General features: G+C 47.8%; 18 protein-coding genes. 5 read left to right on the forward strand and 13 right to left on the reverse strand.

What is annotated here, in order from left to right:
* Positions 1-16: 16 nt before the first annotated feature.
* Together EZE20_RS19635 and lpxA are read left to right on the forward strand one after the other, a co-directional pair.
* Positions 17-1,408, forward strand: coding sequence for a bifunctional UDP-3-O-[3-hydroxymyristoyl] N-acetylglucosamine deacetylase/3-hydroxyacyl-ACP dehydratase (locus EZE20_RS19635; RefSeq protein WP_132120906.1), 1,392 nt, complete (start codon positions 17-19; stop codon positions 1,406-1,408).
* The gene (gene lpxA, locus EZE20_RS19640; RefSeq protein ID WP_132120908.1) at positions 1,405-2,208 is read left to right on the forward strand and encodes an acyl-ACP--UDP-N-acetylglucosamine O-acyltransferase; all 804 of its coding nucleotides are present in this window, start codon (positions 1,405-1,407) and stop codon (positions 2,206-2,208) included. Before EZE20_RS19635 ends, lpxA begins: the two co-directional genes overlap by 4 nt.
* A 41-nt stretch (positions 2,209-2,249) precedes the next feature.
* Here the strand turns inward: lpxA and EZE20_RS24145 are convergent, their stop codons facing one another.
* The 10 genes from EZE20_RS24145 to EZE20_RS19685 all read right to left on the reverse strand — a co-directional run bounded on the left by EZE20_RS24145 (position 2,250) and on the right by EZE20_RS19685 (position 13,991).
* The gene (locus EZE20_RS24145; protein WP_165933536.1) at positions 2,250-2,417 is read right to left on the reverse strand and encodes a hypothetical protein; all 168 of its coding nucleotides are present in this window, start codon (positions 2,415-2,417) and stop codon (positions 2,250-2,252) included.
* Positions 2,418-2,459: 42 nt separating this feature from the next.
* Positions 2,460-3,866 carry a purine-cytosine permease family protein gene (locus tag EZE20_RS19645; RefSeq protein WP_317129184.1) on the reverse strand — a complete coding sequence of 469 codons (1,407 nt, stop codon included), beginning with the start codon at positions 3,864-3,866 and terminating at the stop codon, positions 2,460-2,462.
* Positions 3,867-3,937: 71 nt separating this feature from the next.
* Positions 3,938-4,465: a LutC/YkgG family protein gene (locus tag EZE20_RS19650; RefSeq protein WP_228713896.1), complete on the reverse strand. Its 528-nt coding sequence runs from the start codon at positions 4,463-4,465 to the stop codon at positions 3,938-3,940.
* A 43-nt stretch (positions 4,466-4,508) separates the two neighbouring features.
* A complete protein-coding gene (locus tag EZE20_RS19655; protein ID WP_132120912.1) occupies positions 4,509-5,879 on the reverse strand; it encodes a lactate utilization protein B in 1,371 nt (456 codons plus the stop codon).
* 30 nt (positions 5,880-5,909) lie between these two features.
* A complete protein-coding gene (locus EZE20_RS19660) occupies positions 5,910-6,788 on the reverse strand; it encodes a maleylpyruvate isomerase N-terminal domain-containing protein (protein WP_132120914.1) in 879 nt (292 codons plus the stop codon).
* Positions 6,785-7,525, reverse strand: a complete 741-nt coding sequence (locus tag EZE20_RS19665; RefSeq protein ID WP_132120916.1) for a (Fe-S)-binding protein — start codon at positions 7,523-7,525, stop codon at positions 6,785-6,787. Before EZE20_RS19665 ends, EZE20_RS19660 begins: the two co-directional genes overlap by 4 nt.
* A gap of 106 nt (positions 7,526-7,631) precedes the next feature.
* Positions 7,632-8,915, reverse strand: coding sequence for a sugar isomerase (locus EZE20_RS19670; RefSeq protein ID WP_132120918.1), 1,284 nt, complete (start codon positions 8,913-8,915; stop codon positions 7,632-7,634).
* A gap of 3 nt (positions 8,916-8,918) precedes the next feature.
* Positions 8,919-11,021 carry a bifunctional aldolase/short-chain dehydrogenase gene (locus tag EZE20_RS19675; protein WP_132120920.1) on the reverse strand — a complete coding sequence of 701 codons (2,103 nt, stop codon included), beginning with the start codon at positions 11,019-11,021 and terminating at the stop codon, positions 8,919-8,921.
* 243 nt (positions 11,022-11,264) lie between these two features.
* Entirely contained in the window at positions 11,265-12,299 is a 1,035-nt protein-coding gene (locus tag EZE20_RS19680; RefSeq protein WP_132120922.1) for a GntR family transcriptional regulator, read from the reverse strand.
* Positions 12,300-12,524: 225 nt separating this feature from the next.
* Complete coding sequence (locus EZE20_RS19685) at positions 12,525-13,991, reverse strand: amidohydrolase (protein ID WP_228713898.1); 1,467 nt, start codon at positions 13,989-13,991, stop codon at positions 12,525-12,527.
* Positions 13,992-14,264: 273 nt separating this feature from the next.
* On the opposite strand from EZE20_RS19685, the gene EZE20_RS19690 reads away from it, so the two are divergent.
* The 3 genes from EZE20_RS19690 (at position 14,265) to EZE20_RS19700 (ending at position 19,198) form a co-directional block, all read left to right on the forward strand.
* A complete protein-coding gene (locus tag EZE20_RS19690) occupies positions 14,265-14,882 on the forward strand; it encodes an ABC transporter ATP-binding protein (RefSeq protein ID WP_132120924.1) in 618 nt (205 codons plus the stop codon).
* Positions 14,883-14,956: 74 nt separating this feature from the next.
* On the forward strand, positions 14,957-18,649 hold the full coding sequence (locus EZE20_RS19695) for a DUF7948 domain-containing protein (protein ID WP_132120926.1): 3,693 nt from the start codon (positions 14,957-14,959) through the stop codon (positions 18,647-18,649).
* Positions 18,650-18,754: 105 nt separating this feature from the next.
* Positions 18,755-19,198, forward strand: a complete 444-nt coding sequence (locus EZE20_RS19700) for a DUF4920 domain-containing protein (protein WP_132120928.1) — start codon at positions 18,755-18,757, stop codon at positions 19,196-19,198.
* Between the two features lie 96 nt (positions 19,199-19,294).
* Here EZE20_RS19700 and EZE20_RS19705 read toward each other — a convergent pair whose 3' ends face one another.
* The 3 genes from EZE20_RS19705 to EZE20_RS19715 form a co-directional block, all read right to left on the reverse strand.
* Positions 19,295-20,170 (reverse strand): aldo/keto reductase, encoded by an 876-nt coding sequence (locus EZE20_RS19705; protein WP_132120930.1) that lies wholly within the window; start codon positions 20,168-20,170, stop codon positions 19,295-19,297.
* Positions 20,171-20,221: 51 nt separating this feature from the next.
* On the reverse strand, positions 20,222-20,416 hold the full coding sequence (locus tag EZE20_RS19710) for a hypothetical protein (RefSeq protein ID WP_132120932.1): 195 nt from the start codon (positions 20,414-20,416) through the stop codon (positions 20,222-20,224).
* Between the two features lie 237 nt (positions 20,417-20,653).
* Positions 20,654-21,230, reverse strand: a 577-nt coding sequence (locus EZE20_RS19715) for an MBL fold metallo-hydrolase (protein WP_132120934.1), incomplete at its 5' end; no start/stop codon positions are given.

The following is a 21,230-nucleotide window of genomic DNA, read 5'->3' on the forward strand; positions in this document are numbered from 1 at the left end:
GTATTATATTCAGAAAATGAACGAAAAACAGCAAACCATAAAAAAGGCCGTCTCGGTTACGGGTGTTGGCCTGCACACAGGCGTAACAGCCACCATGACGTTTTTGCCAGCTCCTGCAAACCACGGCTATAAATTTCAGCGGGTCGATCTGCCCGGTCAGCCCATTGTAGATGCCGATGTAGACAATGTGGTAGATTTGTCACGCGGTACGACCATTGAGCAAAATGGTGCCCGGATACACACCGTGGAACACACCCTTGCTGCCCTCGTAGGTTTGCAGATCGACAACGTCCTCATCCAGCTCAATGGACCTGAGCCTCCCATCATGGATGGAAGCTCCATTAAGTTTATTGACGCGCTCGAAGATGCTGGTCTGGAAGAGCAAAATGCTTACCGCAATTATTTTGAAGTGCCCGAGTACGTGCATCATGTCAATGCCGAGCATGATATTGAAATGGTAGCACTGCCGCTTTCTGACTATCGCCTTACGGTTATGGTTGATTATAACTCTAAGGTTATCAACAGTCAGCATGCCTCACTTAACGATATTTCTCTTTTTAAACAAGATATTGCTTCCTGCCGTACGTTCTGTTTTTTGCATGAACTGGAAGCTCTTTACAACCAAAACCTGATTAAAGGCGGCGATCTGACGAATGCCATCGTGATCGTGGATCGTGAAGTAAAAGAAGGAGAGCTGGACTATTTGGCAAAACTTCTGGACAAGCCGAAGGTTAGTGTCAACGAGTCCAAAGGGATTTTGAATAATGTCGATTTGCATTATCCCAACGAAATGGCCCGGCACAAACTCCTGGATTTGGTGGGCGATCTGGCGCTTGTGGGCCGTCCGCTAAAAGCACAAATTCTGGCTGCGCGTCCCGGACACGCCGCTAATGTGGCACTAGCCAAAAAAATCAAGAAACTCATGAAGGCAGCCAAAGACGGAGTTCCACAGTACGATCCCAACAAGGCGCCCATTCTGGATATAAATCAGGTAGCCAACTTACTTCCTCACCGGTATCCGTTCCAAATGATTGACAAAATCATTGCATTGGACGAAATGAGCGTTGTCGGGATCAAAAATGTGACGGTCAATGAACAGTTTTTTCTGGGTCATTTTCCGGGAAATCCGGTCATGCCGGGTGTTCTTCAACTGGAAGCGATGGCCCAAACGGGCGGCATTCTTGTGCTAAGTACCGTACCCGACCCCGAAAATTACTGGCCCTACCTGATCGGAATTGAAAATTGTCGCTTCCGACGCAATGTTGTACCAGGAGATACAGTTATTTTCAAATGCGTTTTTACCTCTCCCATGAAGCGGGGAATTGTAAAAATGAGCGGCCGTGGGTATGTAAGCGGACAGCTGGTATGTGAAGCCGATATGATTGCAAGCCTTGTTAAGAAAAAATGATACAACCATTAGCATACATTCATCCTGAGGCAAAGATAGCCCGCAATGTTGTCATTGAGCCTTTTGTCATGATCCACAAAGACGTGGAAATAGAGGAAGGCACGTGGATAGGATCTCATGCGGTCATCAACGAAGGAGCCCGAATCGGTAAAAATTGCCGCATTTATCCCGGGGCTGTTATCTCGGCCATTCCTCAGGATCTTAAATACAATAATGAGTATACCCTTACTTTCATTGGCGATAATACCACGATTCGGGAATATGCTACTATTAGCCGTGGCACCGAAGAACACTGGAAAACCGAAATTGGAAGCAATTGCCTGCTCATGGCCTATGCGCACATTGCACACGACTGCGTGATCGGCGACAATTGCATCATCGGCAACAATGTACAAATGGCCGGACACGTACATGTGGACAATTGGGCCATCGTGAGTGCCATTAGTGCGGTCCATCAATTTGTAAAAATTGGCGCCCATGCCTTTATTTCGGGCGGTTCGCTTGTACGTAAAGATGTTCCACCATTTACCAAAGCTGCCCGTGAACCTATTTCGTACGCGGGTATCAACTCGGTGGGATTAAGAAGACGAGGATACAGCAATCAGCAGATTGCCGAGATACAGAACGTGTATCGATATATTTATATGAAAGGATTAAATAATTCGGAGGCTCTGAATCAGATAGAGCTCGAATTGCCTCCTTCGGACGAGCGGGACGAAATCGTGAATTTTGTCCGCAACTCCGAACGGGGAATTATGAAAAGCCCTTTACAATTTGCAGATAATCACGATTCGGAGTAAGAAACGTTACCTGCAAAGCCAGATTGGGGAATGACTAAACGTCATTCCCCTTTTTTTATCCAAAATGCCGCAGTTGCAAACCAAACGACTGTTCCACCCAACAGGGCATTGTTCATTTGGGGCTTCGTGATAGAATCTGCATAGAACAGGAAGGGAGCTACAAGCACGATAAGCAGCCCGATATACGATAAGTATTTTAAATTTTTCATTGAAATCTCTTAAATCTTAATTGCTGCAAATCAAGGAATTAACTAATTATTTTTCTGCAAAAACTTGCTGAGAATTAAATACAGAACTCCGCAAAAGAGCCACGCAGGAAGCGTGAGAAAAGAGAGGAAAACTCCCTGATACACCGAAATAGAATAGAAGATAGCCATACTGATAAACCACGCCAACAACACCGATAGATTAAAACTGGATTGTACCCGTTCGGCATAATTCCGAATAATCCCGGCTTTTTGCGCAAAGAAATGATCGAATACAATGATTGCACCAATCGGTGCCAGGATAAATCCATAGACAGCCACAAAATCCAGGAGTTTCATGGCAAAGGCCGGAAAAAGCCCGGCAATAGTCGCCACCGCTCCGGCAATGAGGGTAACTTTTACGGTTGAAAATTTTGGAAAAATAGCTTGAAATGCCAATCCAGCCCGATAAATCGTCGGGTTAGCGGTTGTCCAACCGGCTACCACTACGCATATAAGTCCGGCAACGCCAACGGTCTCGTAAGTCATCGGTCCCGGCGCAACGGGTGGTGCAATACCAGCAGCCAACATCACCTGTGCTTCGCCCGAGCGGATATACAAGGCATACATCAAACAGGCACATATCCAGGCCAGATAATGCCCCACGTACATTCCGGCGGCAGTGGTCCAGCCCGAACTCGCCGAGCGTGCATACCGAAAAACAGTCAGGTCAGACATGCCAATGTGCATCGCGGCATTACAAAACCACGACCACAACATCACGTGCCAGAAGGTATATTTTATTTGTCCGGGAAAAGGCTCACTGCCTTCTCCAAAGATATTCCAGAAATCAGCAAAAGAGCGAACGTTGAGGCCCTGCAAAGCTACCACTCCACAGGCCAGAAATACAAGCACCATCCAGGGTGAGGCAATGTTGGCAAAGCGTGAAACGGTATCGTAGCCACGGGCAGCTACAATTGAAATGACAGCACCAATTGCCAGCACGACCAAAACCCACGTGAGGCCGTTGGGCGTTGTGTCGGTTAGTTTGGGCATTTCCATGTCAAAAGGAATTCCTACCGCAGTGGCCGAAACGGTAATCATGGCACCGGCCAGAAAACAGAATAAGATTCCATTGGCCAGGTTGTAGGCGGTCACCAGTCGACGGCCACAAATCTTTTCCAGTTGGTAATACAGCGTAAGCCGTACATCGGTAGCAATTTTTGCCGTCAGATAACGCCAGGACAAAACGGCCATTAGATTACCCAAAAACAACCCGACCAGAAGATCAAACGCACTCACACCGGCAGTCAGAAAAAGCGGACCAATCACAAACTCAGTTCCGGCGGCATGCTCACCGGCATACATTCCCAAAAAACTTTTCCAGCCCTTGTAATGGCTTGCGGGCACAGGTTCCCGCTCAAATTCCTGCACTTCGGTGGTTTGCGGCTCGGCCGTTGCGTCTGTCATCATTTTAAAAAAAGAGTTTTGGTTTACATCAGAATTTAATCCAATGAGAGGAATTTAATGTAAATACGAATCAATCAGGCTTCTACTAAAAAAAGCAGTAAACTTCTTGATCCATGTGCCCCAAGTACTAAGGACTGCTCAATATCGGCGGTTTTGGAAGGCCCCGCCAGAAACATGCCAAAGGGATAGTCCGCAGCACCGATCCGTTCGTAGGCATGGTGCATGGTTGGTACCAGCCGGTCGGCCTGCAAAACAATGCCCAAACATTGGGTGATAAATGGAGCCACGCGTTGGCCCATGTGAGCTTCGGTAAGCCATACGGAGCCGTTTTCTGCCACGCCAAAATCAGCTTCCAGAATACACAGATCGACGTTTTCAAGCACGTGCGGATCCTGTTCGAGCCAGTCCGTTTCGGCAACGGGCGACAGGGCGGGCAAAGTGGATATGACGCGCATCGGATCAGGAAATTCAGCCTGAATGTACTGCTCAATTTCCCCCAGATTTTTTACCTCAATCACTTGTCCACCAATGGATGTCAGAATTGTCCTGAATTTTTCAAGAGGATCAAAATCGATAAACGCCAGATCTGTGAGGTTTGGCAAAGGGGTTAATTGAGGTTGATTTTGGGCAATTGCCTCTAAGATTTTAGTTCGACTCTCCATTTCTATTTTTTGAATACCATTCTCTAAAACTTTCTTCCGGTGGCGCGGGCATTTCGCGTTGCTTGTACCACAAATTCAGGCCGTTGTTGACCATAAATGGTGCTGCCTGCATCACTTTTCTACCTACTTTTCCTGCAAAATTAAATACACCGGGATGTGACAAAGTGAACGTCATAGCCCGCATCGAAACCGTTTTTGACAAAGGTGCATGCCCTTCCTTGACCAACACCTGCCGCCATTTGTACAATTGATCATGAATATCAATTTTTACCGGACACACATTGGAGCACGACCCGCAAAGGGTTGACGCAAAAGGTAAATCTGCGTTTTTGGCCATGTCCAGATTGGGCGCCAGAATGGCACCAATTGGGCCCGAAACGGCATTATGGTAGCTATGTCCCCCACTCCGGCGATAGACAGGACAAGTATTGATGCAGGCCCCGCACCGAATACATTTCAATGAATTACGGAATTCAGGCCGTCCCAATTGCCGCGAACGGCCATTGTCCACAATCACGAGGTGCATTTGCTGACCGGGACGTGGTTTTTTGAAATGACTTGAATAGGTCGTTATGGGCTGCCCCGTAGCACTTCGGGCGAGAAGCCTCAGAAATACCCCAAGGTGTTTTCGCTGAGGAATAATTTTTTCAAAACCCATGCACGCAATATGTACATCGGCCAAATGCGCGCCCATGTCGGCGTTGCCTTCGTTGGTACACACCACAAATTCACCCGTTTCGGCAATGGCAAAGTTGACGCCCGTAATGGCTACCTTCCTGGTAACAAATTTTTCGCGGAGATGCTGCCGGGCAGCTTCTGTTAGGTATTGCGGGTCTTTATTACCTTTTTCTGTTCCTAAATGCTGATGAAAAGTTTCGCCAACATCTTCTTTTTTCAGGTGAATAGCCGGGAGTACAATATGGCTGGGGGCTTCGTTTCGCAGCTGAACAATACGCTCGCCCAGGTCGGTATCCACCACATCAATGCCATTAGTAGCCAGAAATTCATTGAGATGGCACTCTTCGGTGAGCATGGATTTGCTCTTAATCAGCGCATTGGCATTGGCTGCTTTCAGGAGGCTCAGGACAATCTCGTTATGTTCCTGAGCATCAGCCGCCCAGTGCACCAAAACCCCGTTTTCGATAGCTTTGGCTTCAAACGCCAGGAGATACTCATGCAGGTTTGAAAGAACATTATTTTTTATCCGGGAAGCCGTTTCACGCAGCAACTCCCACTCAGGAAGTTGAAACGCTGCCATATCCCTCTTTTGACGAACCCACCACAAGGTTTCATCATGCCAGGTAGTACGCTCTTTATCCTTGATGAATTTTTCGGCTAGTTCAGGGTGCTTCATTTTTTAATTTGTTCAGGAATGATCTATTTATCAGGCCATTACAGCCAACATATCTACTATTCGTAATCCATATTCCCGTGCAGTTTCGGGCTCGAATGTTGAAACCACTTCAACCGTAAGCTGCTTTTCAGCTTCTCGCGGCGTTATGCCTTTGGTAAAAATTCGCCAGGCAATAGAAACATCCATTGTAACACTACAAGCTACTGGCTTTGTGGTATGTTTTGTCAAAAACCAGCCATGTTCCTGTTTTATCAAATACCAGCTGTATTTATTCTCTCCCGTGACAAAAAATGCCAAAGCGGTACCTTCAGGAGCCTGTACATGACGATAATGAAACGGCAGGGCCCGCAGGGACGTTTCCAGAAATGGCTCCACAAGCTCCTTTGAATAAAGAACCTTTTCCTGCCCTACTGCCCATCGGATTTGCTGTTGATGATGCCATTTTTCGGTATATTCCCTGGCAATATGAAACCAGTTTCTGGATTCTTTTTCACCCGCCCAGGCTACGGCAAATACCGCGTTGGTATCAGGATCCAAAGTATGCAGGTAGGCGGTATATTCTTCTCCGGTTTTTTCCAAAAGATCAATAATCACCGCAGGGCTCAGGCGCTTCGTAGCGGCAATCCACTCAGCATTGAGCGAATTAAGGTACGCTACCAGATCCTGATAGGAGTTAATTTCGGGCGTCGAACTTCCCATGTAACCATCCCTGAGCATGGAAAGCGCCCGGAGATTGCCGTCCAGCAGATGCGCCGCCACATCTTTGACACTCCACAACGGCGCCAGCGTTGGCGCGTTCCATTCGTCGGGAGTCAGGCTGCGCAGGAGAGCCAGCAGGTGCTGATCCAGCACTGAAAAAAGCGGAAGTGTTTCAATTCTTTCTTCTCCGACCCTGTGGTTGTCTTTCATTTTTTCGCTGCATCTAGTTCGACAGCCACCCCATTCAGAATTTCGGCCAGATGCATCACCCGAATCGGGAGCTTTTCCCGACGAATAATGCCTTCCAAATGCATCAGGCACGACATATCGCCAGCCGTAAGCACTTGCGTGCCGCTGTGTACATGATCCATGACCCGATCCTGCCCCATGCGAACGGAAAGTGCTTCTTCGGATACGCAGAACGTTCCGCCAAAACCGCAGCATTCGTCCCTGCGTTGCAGAGTTACCAGTTCGAGGCCTTCTACCTGACTTAATAATTGCTCGGCTTTGGAAAAATGCGGCGCGTTCAATTCGCTCATTTGCGAGAGTTTCAGGCCGCGCTGCCCGTGGCAACTTTGGTGCAAACCCACTTTATATGGAAAGTACGAAGGCAGGGATTTGATGTGTAAAATATCGGTCAAAAACTCGGTAAGCTCGTAGCAGCGGGAGGCTATTTCGGGAACACCCAAATGTTCCTTGATGTGTAGCGTACAGCTTCCGGATGGACATACGATGTAGTCAAAACCCGCAAAATTTTTGGCAAAAAGTTCGTTACAACCACCCGTCAGATGTTCAAATCCAGAGTTGGCCATCGGCTGCCCGCAGCAGGTCTGATTGGGGGGGAAATGTACGTTGCATCCCTGTTTTTCCAAAAGTTCCAGCGTGGCAATTGCGACCTGTGGATAAAACTGATCAACATAGCACGGGATAAATAAACCAACGTTCATAAAGGGAAAGTTTTACTAGTGAAAGAGTGAGGTTCTTTAAAAAAAAGCCTGATTGCGCTCCCTTCCTCAAAACTCACTCCTTCTTTTTTATCCTAAAAAAAATATCTCAAAGTCCGGTAGCCACGGTTTTCAGGCCCCTTTCCCGAACCAACTCATTCCGAACATCAAATGAACGGTACGCAGCAATTGGATCGAGAGCACCCTGCCGCCGAAGCCGGGCTTCCCGAATCAACGGGCGCACGTCCGTACGGTAAGCATCCTGCAATAGCTCCTGCCCCAGCACCACATCGTTCTGAATCTGAGCTTCTTCCAGTGCGGGCGTATTGACCAGCAATGCCTGTGCGTAGGCCAGCTGAATGGCTTCCAGCGACTGAATCAAGTCTTCCAGCGGGTCTTTCAGATTATGGCTCGCATCGATCATCCAGGCGAGTGGCGGGTTATTCGCTTCGTTGTTATTCATGCCGTAAACCAGTTCATTGAATATCAAAAAGAGCTGATACGGTTTGATACTGCCCACGGTCAGGTCGTCGTCGCCATACTTGCTATCGTTGAAGTGAAACCCGCCCAGTTTTCCTTTCATCATCAGCGTAGCTACAATCTGTTCAATGTTTGTGTTTGGCAAATGATGACCCAAATCTACCAGGCAAAACGCTTTTTCACCGCAGCCTTCGGCAAGCAGCAGCGACGTTCCCCAATCCTGAATGACGGTTGAATAGAAGTAGGGTTCGTAGGGCTTGTATTCAATAAACATGCGCCAGTCGGCGGGCAATTCTGAGTAAATTTCCTGCAAAGCCCGCTGCGTGTGTTGCAGGGATTTCCGAAAATTATTTTGTCCGGGGAAACTCGCTCCATCGGCCAGCCAAACGGTAAGCGACTGCGATCCGAGTGCTTTACCGATTCGGATGACCTCCTGATTGTGCGCAATTGCCTGCTCCCGAACGGCCTGCTGCCGATCGGCCAAAGAACCGTATTTATAGCTAAAAGTCTGATCGGCCTGATTTTGAAACGTATTGGAATTGACCGCATCAAAGGCAATCCCGTGGCTGTCGGCCAACTGTTTGATTGCCTCCGGGTCTGACGGAATATCCCACGGAATGTGCAGCGATACCGCACCGGCGGTTTGGGTGAGGCAGTGAATAAGGCCAATATCTTCAATTTTTTGTTCGAGTGTCGAAGGTTCACCTCCGGCAGAAAATCGCCCAAAGCGGGTTCCGCCGGCACCCAGTGCCCAGCTCGGAATAGCGACCTGAAAATCGGCCAGATGCTGTACAATAGTTTCGGCGTCAACGCCTTTTTTATCAAGAGCAAGTTTTAAAAAACCAAAGGACTCGGCCTGTTCGGCCAGTCCTTTTTGGTTCAAATCCTGAATTTTATCTTTTGAAATAATCATAATTTAACGTACAAATGCGTTTGCCATTCCACCATCTACATTGATGATATTGCCAGTACTTTTATCCAAAATCGCCACCAAAGCAAAAACCCCGTTGGCAATATCTTCTGGATAAATAATCTCGTTCATCAGGTTTCTTTTGGCATAAAAAGCCGGAAGTTCTTCGACCGAAATTCCGTAGGCTTTGGCGCGCCCTTCGGCCCAGGCGCCTTCCCAGATTTTACTACCAACGATTACTCCGTCTGGATTAACGGTATTTACCCGGATCTTCTCAGGGCCCAGCTCAGCCGCCAACAACCGCACCATGTGCTGCTGTGCCGCTTTGGCCGTGCCATAAGCCACGTTGTTGGGCCCGGCCACAAGTCCGTTTTTGGAAGCAATGCTGACAATATCTCCGCCAAAACCTTGTTTACGCATCACAGCCACGCCCGACTGAGCCATGTGAAACTGCCCTTTGACGAGCACGTTTTGTAAAATATCCCAATCTTTCTGCGTTGTTTCTTCCAGCGGTTTAGAAATCGCCAGTCCGGCGCAATGCACCACAATATCGACGCCGCCAAATTCCAGACAGGCTTTTTCAAACGTAGCTTCTACTTCTGCGGGATTGGTTACGTCTCCGGCAGCATAGGCCGACACGTCGCGCTTGTACGTAGCATTGGCTTCTTTCAGGCGGTCTTCCACAATATCGGTCAATACCACGTTGGCACCTTCGGCGGCAAGTTTATCGGCAATCGCTTTCCCGATTCCGCCACCTCCACCGGTGACAATAGCCACCCGGCGTGACAACGGCTGCTCTTTGGGCATGCGCTGCAGTTTGGCTTCTTCGAGCAACCAATATTCGATGTCAAACGCTTCCTGACGTGGCAACGCAGTATATTCAGAAATGGCCTCCGCGCCACGCATGACGTTGATGGCATTGATGTAAAACTCAGCCGCAACGCGAGCCGTTTGCTTGTTTTTCGCAAACGTAAACATGCCCACACCCGGATACAGAATCACCACCGGATTCGGGTCACGAATCGCCGGGCTGTTGTCACGTTTGCAGGTTTCGTAATAGTTGTGGTATTCCTGACGATACTGCTCAAAGGAAGCCACCAAACTATTGCGAACCTCGGCCACCTGCGTCAAATCGGCATCAGGTGCGAGCGAAAGCACCAAAGGCTGAATTTTAGTACGCAAAAAATGGTCCGGACAGGAAGTTCCCAAAGGCGCAAGCTTGGCCAAATCGTGGCTCCCCACAAATTGCAGCACCCGCTCGTCGTCCGTAAAATGACCGATCATACGTTTTTCGCTAGAACACAATCCTCGCAAAATCGGAGCCAGTAAAGAAGCCTGTTTTTTGCGGTCGGCTTCGGGCAGGGCTTCCAGTGCGGTACCTCCAAACACCGGACGATCTTTGCCCAAACGTTCCTCAATGTATTGCGAAGCCTGCTCAATTACTTCCAGGCTGTTCATGTAGCATTCATAGGACGTATCGCCCCAGGTAAACAACCCGTGGCTCCCAAGTACAATGCCCCGAATGCCGGGATTATCGTTCAGGCATTTTTCCAGTTGCAGCCCCAGATCAAACCCCGGACGCTGCCAGGGTACCCACCCCATCGTGTCACCCCAAATTTCGCGCGTGATGGCCTCGCTGTCTTTGGCAGCGGCCACGGCAATGAGTGCATCCGGGTGCAGGTGGTCAATATGCTTGAAAGGCAACATGCCGTGCAGGGGCGTGTCGATAGATGGAGCTGCGCTTTCGAGGTCGTAGAGCGTATGATAAAACAGCGCTACCATTTCATCTTCATGTTCGAGCCCCCGATAAATAGATTTGAGTGAGCGTAACCGCTCGGTATATAATCCGGCAATTCCCTTGCGGGTCAATGTGCCGATATCTCCTCCTGATCCTTTGATCCACATGACTTCGGCATCTTCTCCCGTAAGTACATCTTTTTCAATGGTTTTACAACTTGTATTACCTCCTCCATAATTGGTAATTCTTAGATCAGCTCCCAGAATATTGGAGCGATAAAGAAACAAAGCTACTTCGTCGCCCGCTAATTCGGCGGCTTTGGCTTCGTCCCATAAGTAACTTACATGATTAAAGGTTTTCGTTGGTTCCATTGCGTAAATTTTTATACTTGAATTTTATACTTCTATACGTAGTTCAAAAGTATTAACTTGAATTAACCTAACTGTCCTGCACCGTACCACGTACAGGGCTCGAATTTTAATATTGGTAAAGTTCAAGTGACAACCCAAATTTGACCATTGATTATCAATTGTTTATCAATTTTATCTTTTGGTAAAAATACCCACAACGGATTCTCGGGATTTCAAAAAGCCTGATTTGGGCCAAAAGATTTTTTACAAAGAACAGCGAAGGGTGAGGTAAAATGGGTTTTCGATATGCTCTTTTGAATTGGTTAAAATCAGCTCGGCGGCTTTTTTTCCCATTGCTTTAAAATCGGTGGAAATTGTTGTCAATCCATTTAAAATCAATCGTTTAAGTGGAGTTTCATTGTACGAAATAATACCCACCTGCTGCCCCAATACCAGCGATTGCGCCATAATTTTTTCAATTAATAGTACCAGATCATCTTCCATTATATTGATATACGCCTGATTTTCAGAGATTAATTCATGTTGAATAGATGAGATAATGCGGTAATTGAAGGCATAGTTCTGACAGAATTTGATAAACCCATCTATAATTTCCCGCGGAGCGTAGCTATTTTCCGGAAAGATCAGATTCAGCGTTTCATATCGTGCCAATTCTTCGCCCGCTTTTTCGAGAGAAGTATAAATATCCCGTTCAAAATTCTGGTACACAGCCCCAAAGTCGCCACTGATGCGCGGAATAATTTTGTCCAGAATAATCAGATGATCTTTGGGCAAGGTGTTTATAACCTCGTACGCTTTTTCTTCACCTTCTATAAAATGAGGAATGATGACGTAGTGCGTGTACTCTTCCTTGCGTTGTTCGATGAGGCGTTTGAAAAGGCCAAAATCGTTGTTATAAATATAAAAATCAATGGCCGCCTGAGCGCCCAATGTTTCGACAAAGGAGTCGTAAATGATTTTTTTGTGCGGGCTCAATTTGTTAAAAAGCAGGAAAACTTTCAGGGTTTGGGTATACTCGGTACTTTTAATAAAATAGCCTTTGCCGGGCACAGAGCCCAACACACCGATGCTTTTCAGATGATTGTAGCCCTTTTCGGCGGTTACCCGTGAAATATCAAATTCAAAACTTACCTCATTGATCGAAGGCATCATATCCCCTTTCACAATCAGTCCGGCCTGAATACCTTTTACGATTGAATTGCTGAGTTGCAGGTATTTTGGTGTAGCCGAAAACTCGTCTACCTGAATCGATTCAAGAATTTTTTGGGAAGCACTCATCACAACTAGTTACCAGATTTTCATTAAAAACTATGACGACAAAACGAGTTGTTGTCTGCTTGTCAAAGGGCGTTTATTTTTTTCTTTACCTACCAGAAGTCGATTTAGAAGGTATTTTTTTAGGCAGGAGAAATAAAAAACCGAATTCCGGCAGATCCGGCTGAGTTACAAATTCAAGCCGGACCACTACCAAAATTCGGTGGTTTTCTGTCAAATCAACAGCTCCTATTTTCGATAATCCAGCGCCGGCGGACGGTTGCCCAGCAACGCTTCATACACAAATCCTTTCCCGCGTTTTTGATCCAGTTCTGCCTTGGCTTCCGTTAGCGTTGCGGGGTTCAAAAACAGGTCTACGGCCGTGGTCGCAATCGTTTTTGCGGCAACCATCATGCCTTTTCGGCCAATGCTCGTACCTCCGGCAGCAACTGCCTGCCAACTGTGAGCAGCCGTGCCGGGCACCCACGTGGCGGTGCGCAGCCCCACGGTCGGCACGGTCCAGCTCACGTCGCCTACATCCGTGGAGCCCATGCCGGTGCGCTCGTACTCGTACGGCAAAATGTCGGCGGCAGAGGTCAGTGCAGGAGCGCTGCCTTCGGGCAGGGCAAGGGAAGGCTGCAGGGTTTGGGCAAACTCCATTTCGGTAGCCGAGTAGGTCACTCCGCCAATTTCTTTCAGATTTTTATACATCACTTTGGCAAGCGATTCCAGCGGCAAAAGTTCGTAGGTTCCGCCGATAATCTCGTGCGCCACGGTTGTGCCCGTCCCCATCGCCGCTCCTTCGGAGGCTTTTACAATCCGCTCCCACATATCTTTAACCACATCGCGGCGCGGATGACGTACGTAATAGTACACCTCCGCAAAGTCGGGCACAACATTAGGCGCCTTGCCGCCCTGTGTAATTACGTAGTGAATCCGGGCGTCAGACGGTACGTGTTCGCGCATCATATTGACCATATAATCCATGGCTTCCACGCCATCTAGCGCCGAACGTCCCCGCTCAGGCGCACCTGCCGCATGCGCCGAAATGCCCGAAAACCGAAACTTGGCCGAAATATTGGCCAGCGAAGAGCCCGGGCTTGCGCTGTTGGAATCGGCAGGATGCCAGTGCAGCACGGCATCTACATCCTTAAACAACCCCGCCCGAACCAGGTATACTTTGCCCGAGCCGCCTTCCTCGGCGGGTGCGCCAAAAAAGCGAATCGTACCTTTTTGTTTGGTAGTTACCAGCCAGTTTTTGACCGCAATTGCCGCCGCCGCTGAGCCAACCCCAAACAGGTGGTGCCCGCAGGCATGCCCCGCCGCACCCGCAGTAAGTGGCTGCCGGGTTGGTACGGCTTGCTGAGACAGGCCGGGCAATGCGTCATATTCGCCCAAAATACCGATGACAGGCTGCCCTTCGCCATAGCTTGCGACAAAAGCCGTGGGTATACCGGCTACTCCTTTTTGAATGGTAAATCCTTCGTTGGCAAGCAGTTGCTGCAACAGATCCGAGCTTTTTTCTTCGAGATAGCCCAGTTCGGCAAAATTCCAGATTTTAAGCGCCGCCTCGCCATAGGTTGTTTCTTTTTGGGTCAATTCTTTTACAAGTGACTCGTGCGCATTTCCCTTCTTTGGAGCCTGCGCCGAGGCAGCCACGGGCAGAAGCAAAGCCATAGCCACGAGCCACTGCCGATTTTTTTTTGTAAGTTTCATGTTTCTTCGTTTAGGTTTTACCCTCCAAAATAAGTATTCTATGTAAATTCGAGCGCATTTTTAACGGGCTATCTATCAGCGATTTCGTTCCACAAACTATTCCTGATGCTACATCATTTTAGCTAATTCATTAAAAATCAAAGTAGTATATATTTTTAGAGAAATTAAAAAGGCATTTTCAGGGAACGACTTATTCACCGAATTTTACAAAAAAAAATAGATGAGCCGGCGATTGTTCCAACCTTCTCACCCACTTTTGAACTCTTTACAGTTGTGCAGCTAAGCATTCAGAACCTAGGAAAAAAGTTTATTTCGGAATGGATTTTCCGGAGAGTTAATGTCGACTTCACAGTCGGGGAAAGTTACACGCTCGTTGGGCCAAATGGTAGCGGAAAATCGACGCTGATGCAACTGCTGATGGGCAGCATGCCGCCCACCGAAGGCACGATTCAGTATGTAAAAGATGGAAAAGAACTGGATATTGATGTTTGGTATAAAGAACAGGTACTTGCGGCGCCTTACCTGGAACTTATTGAGGAGTTTACCCTGCGCGAACTCATTGATTTTCATCAGAAATTCAAACCGTTTAAACCGGGTTTCGGCTCTTCTGAGTTTGAAGAATTTGTGCAGCTTTCGCACGCACGCCATAAAGTGTTGAGGCATTTTTCGTCGGGTATGAAGCAGCGGGTAAAACTCGGTTTGGCATTTTTGTCGGACGTGCCTCTTGTATTTCTCGACGAGCCAACGTCCAATCTAGATGCCACTGCTACCCGCTGGTACCTGGATCATGTAACTCAACTTACTAAAAATCAAATGGTTATAATTGGTTCAAATCAGCCGCAGGAATATGAATTTTGTGAAAATATCCTTTCCGTTTCGACGTTCAAATAGTAACGCACAATCGGTTTTGTATTCACTTTTTGGCTTGACTTTTGTAATTTGAAAGATATATTTACCTCGTTTGTATGAATCCAATTTTACGACGTATCAGTCTCCTTGTGGCGGTTTGGCTTGGGTGTGTAGGTGTAGGAATGGCCGGAGGCTTACGTTTTGTCCAAAACAAAGGACAATGGCCCACCGAATTGCTCTTCCGGGCCGAAATCCCCGGTGGATTTTTATACCTCAAAAAACAATCGCTTGTCTATGTTTTTTACGATGGCCGGGCCGTATCGGCACAGCATGCCCGACAACCGCTGAGCGGCGACTCCCCGCAGCGGTCTGCTTTAACTACAATAAAGGCGCATGGTGTTGAAGTCAATTTTAAGGACAGCAACGTAGCCGTGCAACTTACGCCAACTCACGCAGACGGAAGCAGCTATAATTACTTCGTTGGGCCTTCAAGCCAATGGGCTACCAACGCCGGGGGCTTTGGGGAAGTGCGCTACCGGGAGATTTATCCGGGGATTGATTTCAGGATTTATGCCTACGAAAATACCATCAAATATGAGTTTATCGTAAATCCCGGTGCGGATGCGGCCCGCATCAGGCTGGGCTATGAAGGAGCTTCTGATCTCTCGCTGAACGAGCATGGACAGGTAGTGGTAGAAACCACGCTTGGCCCGCTGAAAGAAGCAAAACCCTATACCTTTCAGGAAATTCAGGAACGCACCCGGGAGGTAAAATCGGGTTATGTGCTGGACGGGAAACAAATCCGGTTTTCGCTGCCCAACGATTATGACCACAGCCAAACGCTGGTCATAGACCCTGAGCTTATTTTTTCGACCTATTCGGGCTCTACCGCCGACAATTGGGGCCACACTGCTACGTACGACACGGCGGGACATTTGTTTTCGGGCGGAACGGTTTTCGGGGTAAATTTCCCGGTAACGCTGGGAGCCTACGAAGTTAATTTTGAAGGCCTGGTAGATACGGGACTCATGAAATTTAGTCCCGACGGCTCGCAACTTTTGTATGCTACGTTTCTGGGTGGCAATAGTACCGACATCCCGAATAGCCTGGTTACCAATAGTTCAGGTGATTTATTTATTTATGGAACAACCTCGTCCACAAACTTCGCTACTACTGCAACTGCCTTCCAGCGTAATTTTGGTGGTGGCGCCGGCATTACGCCTATCGACGGGTTGGGCTTGCCCAATGGCAGCGATATTTACATTGCCCGGCTTAGCGCCAATGGTCAGCAATTGCTGGCTTCTACCTATCTCGGGGGCTCAGGGAACGACGGTCTGAGCAGTGTTTCCAATATACAGACCCGAAACTATGGCGATACGTTTCGGGGCGAAATTGTGCTTGATGCGCAAGAAAATGTACTGGTAGTTTCGTCGGTAAATTCCACCAATTTTCCGCTAAAAAATGCGTTTCAAACCAGCCTTCAAGGCCGGCAGGACGCCATCATTTCTCAACTCTCGTCCGATCTTTCAACCCTGCAATGGAGTACCTATTTTGGTGGTTCTGATTTTGATGCAGCTTTTTCCATAAAGCCAACACCCGAGGGCGATGTTTTCATTACGGGCATTACCAAAAGCCCTAATTTACCTACGCAGGAAGGTGCTTTTCAGCCTCAGATTAAGGGCAATGAAGACGCATTTATCGCCCGGTTTTCCAATCAAACCTTCAAACAGGTAACCTACCTCGGCACCGACGCCGCCGATGGCGCCTACCTGCTTGATCTCGATCCGGCTGGCAATGTGCACGTATTTGGCCTGACCCGCGGCGAATATCCCATCAGTGAAGGTGTGTATGCCAACGCCCGCAGCGGTCAGTTTATTCATGCGCTAGACGCTACACTTTCCCAATCGCTGTTTTCAACCGTCATTGGTTCCCGTCGGGGTGTGCCCGATATTTCGCCCACGGCTTTGCTGGTCAATGAGTGCGGCAATATTTACATTTCCGGATGGGGCGGCGCGGTCAACGTACGAACGGCCTACAATGCACAAAGCTCCACCAACGGCATGCCCGTAACCGAAGATGCACTGCAACGCACCACAAACGGCAATAATTTTTACGTGGCTATTCTGGAAGCCGGCGCCAAATCATTGCTTTACGCTACTTTTTTTGGGAGTGTGAGTCCATTTATTGCTGAGGAAGACCGGGGCGATCACGTGGATGGCGGAACGAGTCGATTTGACAAAAATGGGGTGGTGTATCACGCTACCTGTGCATGCGGCGGCACCCGTTTCCCAACTTCACCCACGGCCTGGTCTAAAACAAACCTTAGTGACAACTGCAATAATGCCGCTTTCAAACTGGATATTGATCGTTTAAAGGCCGATTTTGATGTCTATGAAGGTACACGAAAAGATGTCGTTCGGGGCTGCGCACCGCTGAATCTTACGTTTGTCAATACGAGCGAAGGCGGTGTTGACTATATCTGGGAAGTAAATGGCAGCGGCTTTTCGAGAGAAGAAGATCAAAGTGAATATAGCTTTAAAGAAGCAGGAACGTATACTGTAACCCTGCGGGCTTTTAATCGCCTGACTTGTAAAAAAGTTGATGTTGCAACTCGCCAAATCATCGTAACAAGCCTGAATGTTCAGACCGACGGCGATACTACCGTATGCCACGGAACGCCTGTGCCGCTGCTTGCCAAAGGCGGTACAAGTTATCTTTGGTCGCCTGCGGCAGGACTGGATAATCCCGAAAGTGCTACACCTATTGCGGTTGTTAACGAAACCACTGAGTTTACCGTAGCCGTCCGGGACGAATCGGGCTGCGTCGTAACCAAATCGGTGCAAGTAGAAATTGATGATTCAAAATCAGATTTCAAGATTAGTAAAGATACCACGATTTGTACCGGGCAAACGGTTACGCTCGTTGCCTCTGGTGCGGCAAATGGTTTTACCTGGTTGGGGGCCACAAGTACTGACACCGCTACCGGCTCTCAGCTGATTGTTCAGCCGGGCAGCACAACCTCCTACACCGTGCAGGCGCAGTACAGCGATGGCTGCACGCCGACGCAAACAGTTAGGGTTACGATAGATGACTCCAAACCGGATTTCTCGGTTAGTGCTGGCACGCTCGTGTGCGCGGGCGAAACCGTAACCTTGCAGGCAGCAGGTGCAGCCCGGGAGTTTTTGTGGAAAGGTGACTCTACGCTAAGTGCAACCAATGGAACCGTAGTAATGGCCGCTCCCTCCCAAACCACCACCTATTTGGTAGAAGCCGTGTACGCAGACGGCTGTCGTCCGGTGAAAGAAATTATGGTAGAGGTTGATCGTACGCATGAGCCACTTTTTGAGGTAATTCGTTCAAAGGCAGCGTGTAACGAGCCTATTAAATATGGATTCAGAAATCTCACAGCCAATGCCGAGCGCTACGAATGGAACGTTGGCCTGGGCGCACCGCTTTCGACCAACGATGTACAGGATAAAATCTACGATCAGCCGGGTGAGTACACGGTTTCGCTGACATCCTATAACCGGGCGGGCTGTGCGCTGACGGTTTCACAAACGTTGATCGCCGAACCGCCGCTCATTCTTCCCAACGTAATTACGCCCAATGGCGATGGGAAAAACGATGTATTCATCGTGCCTCTCGAAAATGCCACCCTGCATGTCTTTAATCGCTGGGGAAAACAGATTTTTGAATCAACGAATTATCAAAATACCTGGGGAAAAGATGTAAGTAACGGAACGTATTTTTATGAGATCATTACCCCCGCCGGCAATCAGTGCAAAGGGTGGGTACAGGTTTTGGAATGATGACCTTCCTTTATCCTGAAAACTGATTAATAGCTACTTCACATACTTTTTCAATCCGTAACCCGTATCTTTGTTAAAGCAAACTAAATTAAGATTCTTATTCCTATGAAACACGTATTTGTCTTACTTACCTGCCTGTTTTTCAGCGTTCAGGTGCAGGCTCAGGAGTATTTTGGTAAAAAAATTAATGAAAAATCTGCGGTTTCGGCTGCTCAACTGCCCGAAAAAATGGGTAGCAAAGAATCCATGAAAGCCAAGGTAAGCGGCACGGTGGAGTCGGTTTGCCAGGCCAAAGGATGCTGGATGAAAGTTATGCTTGACAATGGCGAAACGATGCGGGTTACTTTTAAAGATTATGGTTTTTTTGTTCCAAAAGATATAGCCGGGAAAACGGTGGTATTTGAAGGATTAGCTGAACAAAAGACCACGCCCGTTTCGGAGTTGCAACACTATGCGGAAGATGCCGGAAAAAGCAAAGAAGAAATTGCTAAAATCACCGAACCAAAGAAAGAACTGGCTTTTGTAGCCGACGGAGTGATTCTAAAATAAGAAATTGAGATTCTCCTTAAACGAAAAAAGCTGCCATTCTGGGCAGCTTTTTTCGTTTATCTCCTTTTTAAAAATTTACCTGAGGCAAATTCTTTATTATTTCTGCATGTGATATATTTCATTCAATTTGCTCAAATCTTCCTCGTCAAGTTCCACCTGCACGGCAGCTACGTTTTCTTCCAGGTGGTTGGTTGTAGAAGTCCCCGGAATAGGTAACATAACGGGCGAATGCTGCAGAAGCCACGCCAACGCAACCTGATATCCGGAAGCCCCGTGCTTTGCACCAATTGAACCAATAATCTCCTGACTATCAATACTTCCTGCCGAAAGTGGGTACCAAGGAATAAACCCGGCCTGATGCTCTTCGCACCAGGTCAGCACATCTTCCCAACGCCGCTCAATGAGGTTGTACATATTTTGTACCGAGGCGATATCAATAATTTGAGCAGCCTTGTCAAGCTGTTCAACCGATACTTCCGACAGACCAAAATACTTAATCAAGCCCTGCTGTTGAGCATCTTTGAGCACGCCCAAACTATCTTCCATTGGCACCTCAGGGTCAATGCGATGCAGTTGGTACAAATCTATACGATCTACTTTCAGACGTTTAAGACTACCTTTCAGCGCTTCCAGCAGATATTCGGGTTTGCCGTTAGGTTTCCATTTATTGGGTCCGGGCCGCATAAAGCCCCCTTTGGTGGCAATAACCATTCCTTTGGGATAGGGATAAAGCGCTTCCGCAATCAACTCTTCCGAGACATCGGGGCCGTAACTGTCGGCTGTATCAACAAAATTCACACCTAATTCGGGGAGGCAGCGAAGCACGCGCAAGGCTTCTGTTTTGTTGGTAGGCGGCCCCCATATTCCGGCTCCGGTGATTCGCATCGCTCCAAAGCCCATTCGATTAATTGGTAAGTCACCGCCAAGCAGAAATGTCCCTGATTGTGCTGCATTCACTTTTTCTTTTTTCATGAGTATAGGGGTTAAACGGTTCAAAATATCCAGGCCAAACCTAAGGGGATTTTAAAGTCCCGAAAAACCCGCTAAATCTAGTTTATCCAGAGGTGCTCTACGTCCAAAATCAGCCCCAGCGTTGACCTTGCGTTGCTTCGCTCTTTTTCTCAAACGTGGCGTAGTACCTCCGTGAAAAAACTGATTATACTCGATCCAGAATCGGTAAATTCCAACCCTTAGCTTGCCCGGTGTCCTCTTTTCCATAAAATTCTAAGTTTGTAAATTACTGACTAAGAACTATTTTGTCTCTTGTGATCGCTCTATAAAATTTCTATGCCATAGTGCTCACAAAACCTGCAGGTATTTTCAATAAATTGAAGAGCTGTTATGAAAAGAGCCTTAAACTATTAATTAACCACTGGTTTACAATAAAATATTCAACAATTATTTAGTACTAACGTATCTCTGACCCTTTTGTTTTCTAATCCAGTGGGTAAAAAACTACCGCCACCACAGTGCCGTGGGATATTCCTTCCCTATAAAAACGGGCTGTCCAATTAAAGGAGTGGCAAGTGGAATGTTGCGTTGAGCTGCGGCAGCCACTACCCGTTCAATTGGCTCGTACCAGGGATGTAACCCTAATGTAAACTTTGACCAATGCACCGGCATCAGCACTTTGGCCTGCAAATCAAGGGCTGCCTGAGCGGTTTCTTCGGGCATCATGTGAATGTATTTCCAGAATTCATTGTATTGACCACACTCCAAAATAGCCAGATCAATTGGGCCGTATTTTTCACCAATTTGCTTAAAATGAGCATCATAACCTGAGTCACCGCCAATATAAATCGAATAATTTGGAGAGCGAAGCATGTAGGATGCCCACAGCGTTTGGTTGCGCTTGAAACCCCGGCCCGAAAAGTGGCGGGCAGGCAGAGCCGTCAATGTCAGGGTACTATCGAGGACTATTTCTTCCTGCCAGTCGAGTTCCTGGATTTGGGTTGAATCGTATCCCCATTTTTCCAAATGCGCCCCTACTCCCAGGGCTGTTACCACTTTTTTTACACCTGAGCGCAAGGCC

It is taken from the genome of Arundinibacter roseus (genome assembly GCF_004348825.1).
GTDB lineage: Bacteria > Bacteroidota > Bacteroidia > Cytophagales > Spirosomataceae > Arundinibacter > Arundinibacter roseus.

What these genes read in the sequence shown, in the direction of transcription:
- EZE20_RS19635 (WP_132120906.1), top strand. Translation starts at nt 17, where the DNA reads ATGAACGAAAAACAGCAAACCATAAAAAAGGCCGTCTCGGTTACGGGT.
- lpxA (WP_132120908.1), top strand. Translation starts at nt 1,405, where the DNA reads ATGATACAACCATTAGCATACATTCATCCTGAGGCAAAGATAGCCCGC.
- EZE20_RS24145 (WP_165933536.1), bottom strand. Translation starts at nt 2,417, where the DNA reads ATGAAAAATTTAAAATACTTATCGTATATCGGGCTGCTTATCGTGCTT.
- EZE20_RS19645 (WP_317129184.1), bottom strand. Translation starts at nt 3,866, where the DNA reads ATGATGACAGACGCAACGGCCGAGCCGCAAACCACCGAAGTGCAGGAA.
- EZE20_RS19655 (WP_132120912.1), bottom strand. Translation starts at nt 5,879, where the DNA reads ATGAAGCACCCTGAACTAGCCGAAAAATTCATCAAGGATAAAGAGCGT.
- EZE20_RS19660 (WP_132120914.1), bottom strand. Translation starts at nt 6,788, where the DNA reads ATGAAAGACAACCACAGGGTCGGAGAAGAAAGAATTGAAACACTTCCG.
- EZE20_RS19665 (WP_132120916.1), bottom strand. Translation starts at nt 7,525, where the DNA reads ATGAACGTTGGTTTATTTATCCCGTGCTATGTTGATCAGTTTTATCCA.
- EZE20_RS19670 (WP_132120918.1), bottom strand. Translation starts at nt 8,915, where the DNA reads ATGATTATTTCAAAAGATAAAATTCAGGATTTGAACCAAAAAGGACTG.
- EZE20_RS19675 (WP_132120920.1), bottom strand. Translation starts at nt 11,021, where the DNA reads ATGGAACCAACGAAAACCTTTAATCATGTAAGTTACTTATGGGACGAA.
- EZE20_RS19680 (WP_132120922.1), bottom strand. Translation starts at nt 12,299, where the DNA reads ATGAGTGCTTCCCAAAAAATTCTTGAATCGATTCAGGTAGACGAGTTT.
- EZE20_RS19685 (WP_228713898.1), bottom strand. Translation starts at nt 13,991, where the DNA reads ATGAAACTTACAAAAAAAAATCGGCAGTGGCTCGTGGCTATGGCTTTG.
- EZE20_RS19695 (WP_132120926.1), top strand. Translation starts at nt 14,957, where the DNA reads ATGAATCCAATTTTACGACGTATCAGTCTCCTTGTGGCGGTTTGGCTT.
- EZE20_RS19700 (WP_132120928.1), top strand. Translation starts at nt 18,755, where the DNA reads ATGAAACACGTATTTGTCTTACTTACCTGCCTGTTTTTCAGCGTTCAG.
- EZE20_RS19705 (WP_132120930.1), bottom strand. Translation starts at nt 20,170, where the DNA reads ATGAAAAAAGAAAAAGTGAATGCAGCACAATCAGGGACATTTCTGCTT.
- EZE20_RS19710 (WP_132120932.1), bottom strand. Translation starts at nt 20,416, where the DNA reads ATGGAAAAGAGGACACCGGGCAAGCTAAGGGTTGGAATTTACCGATTC.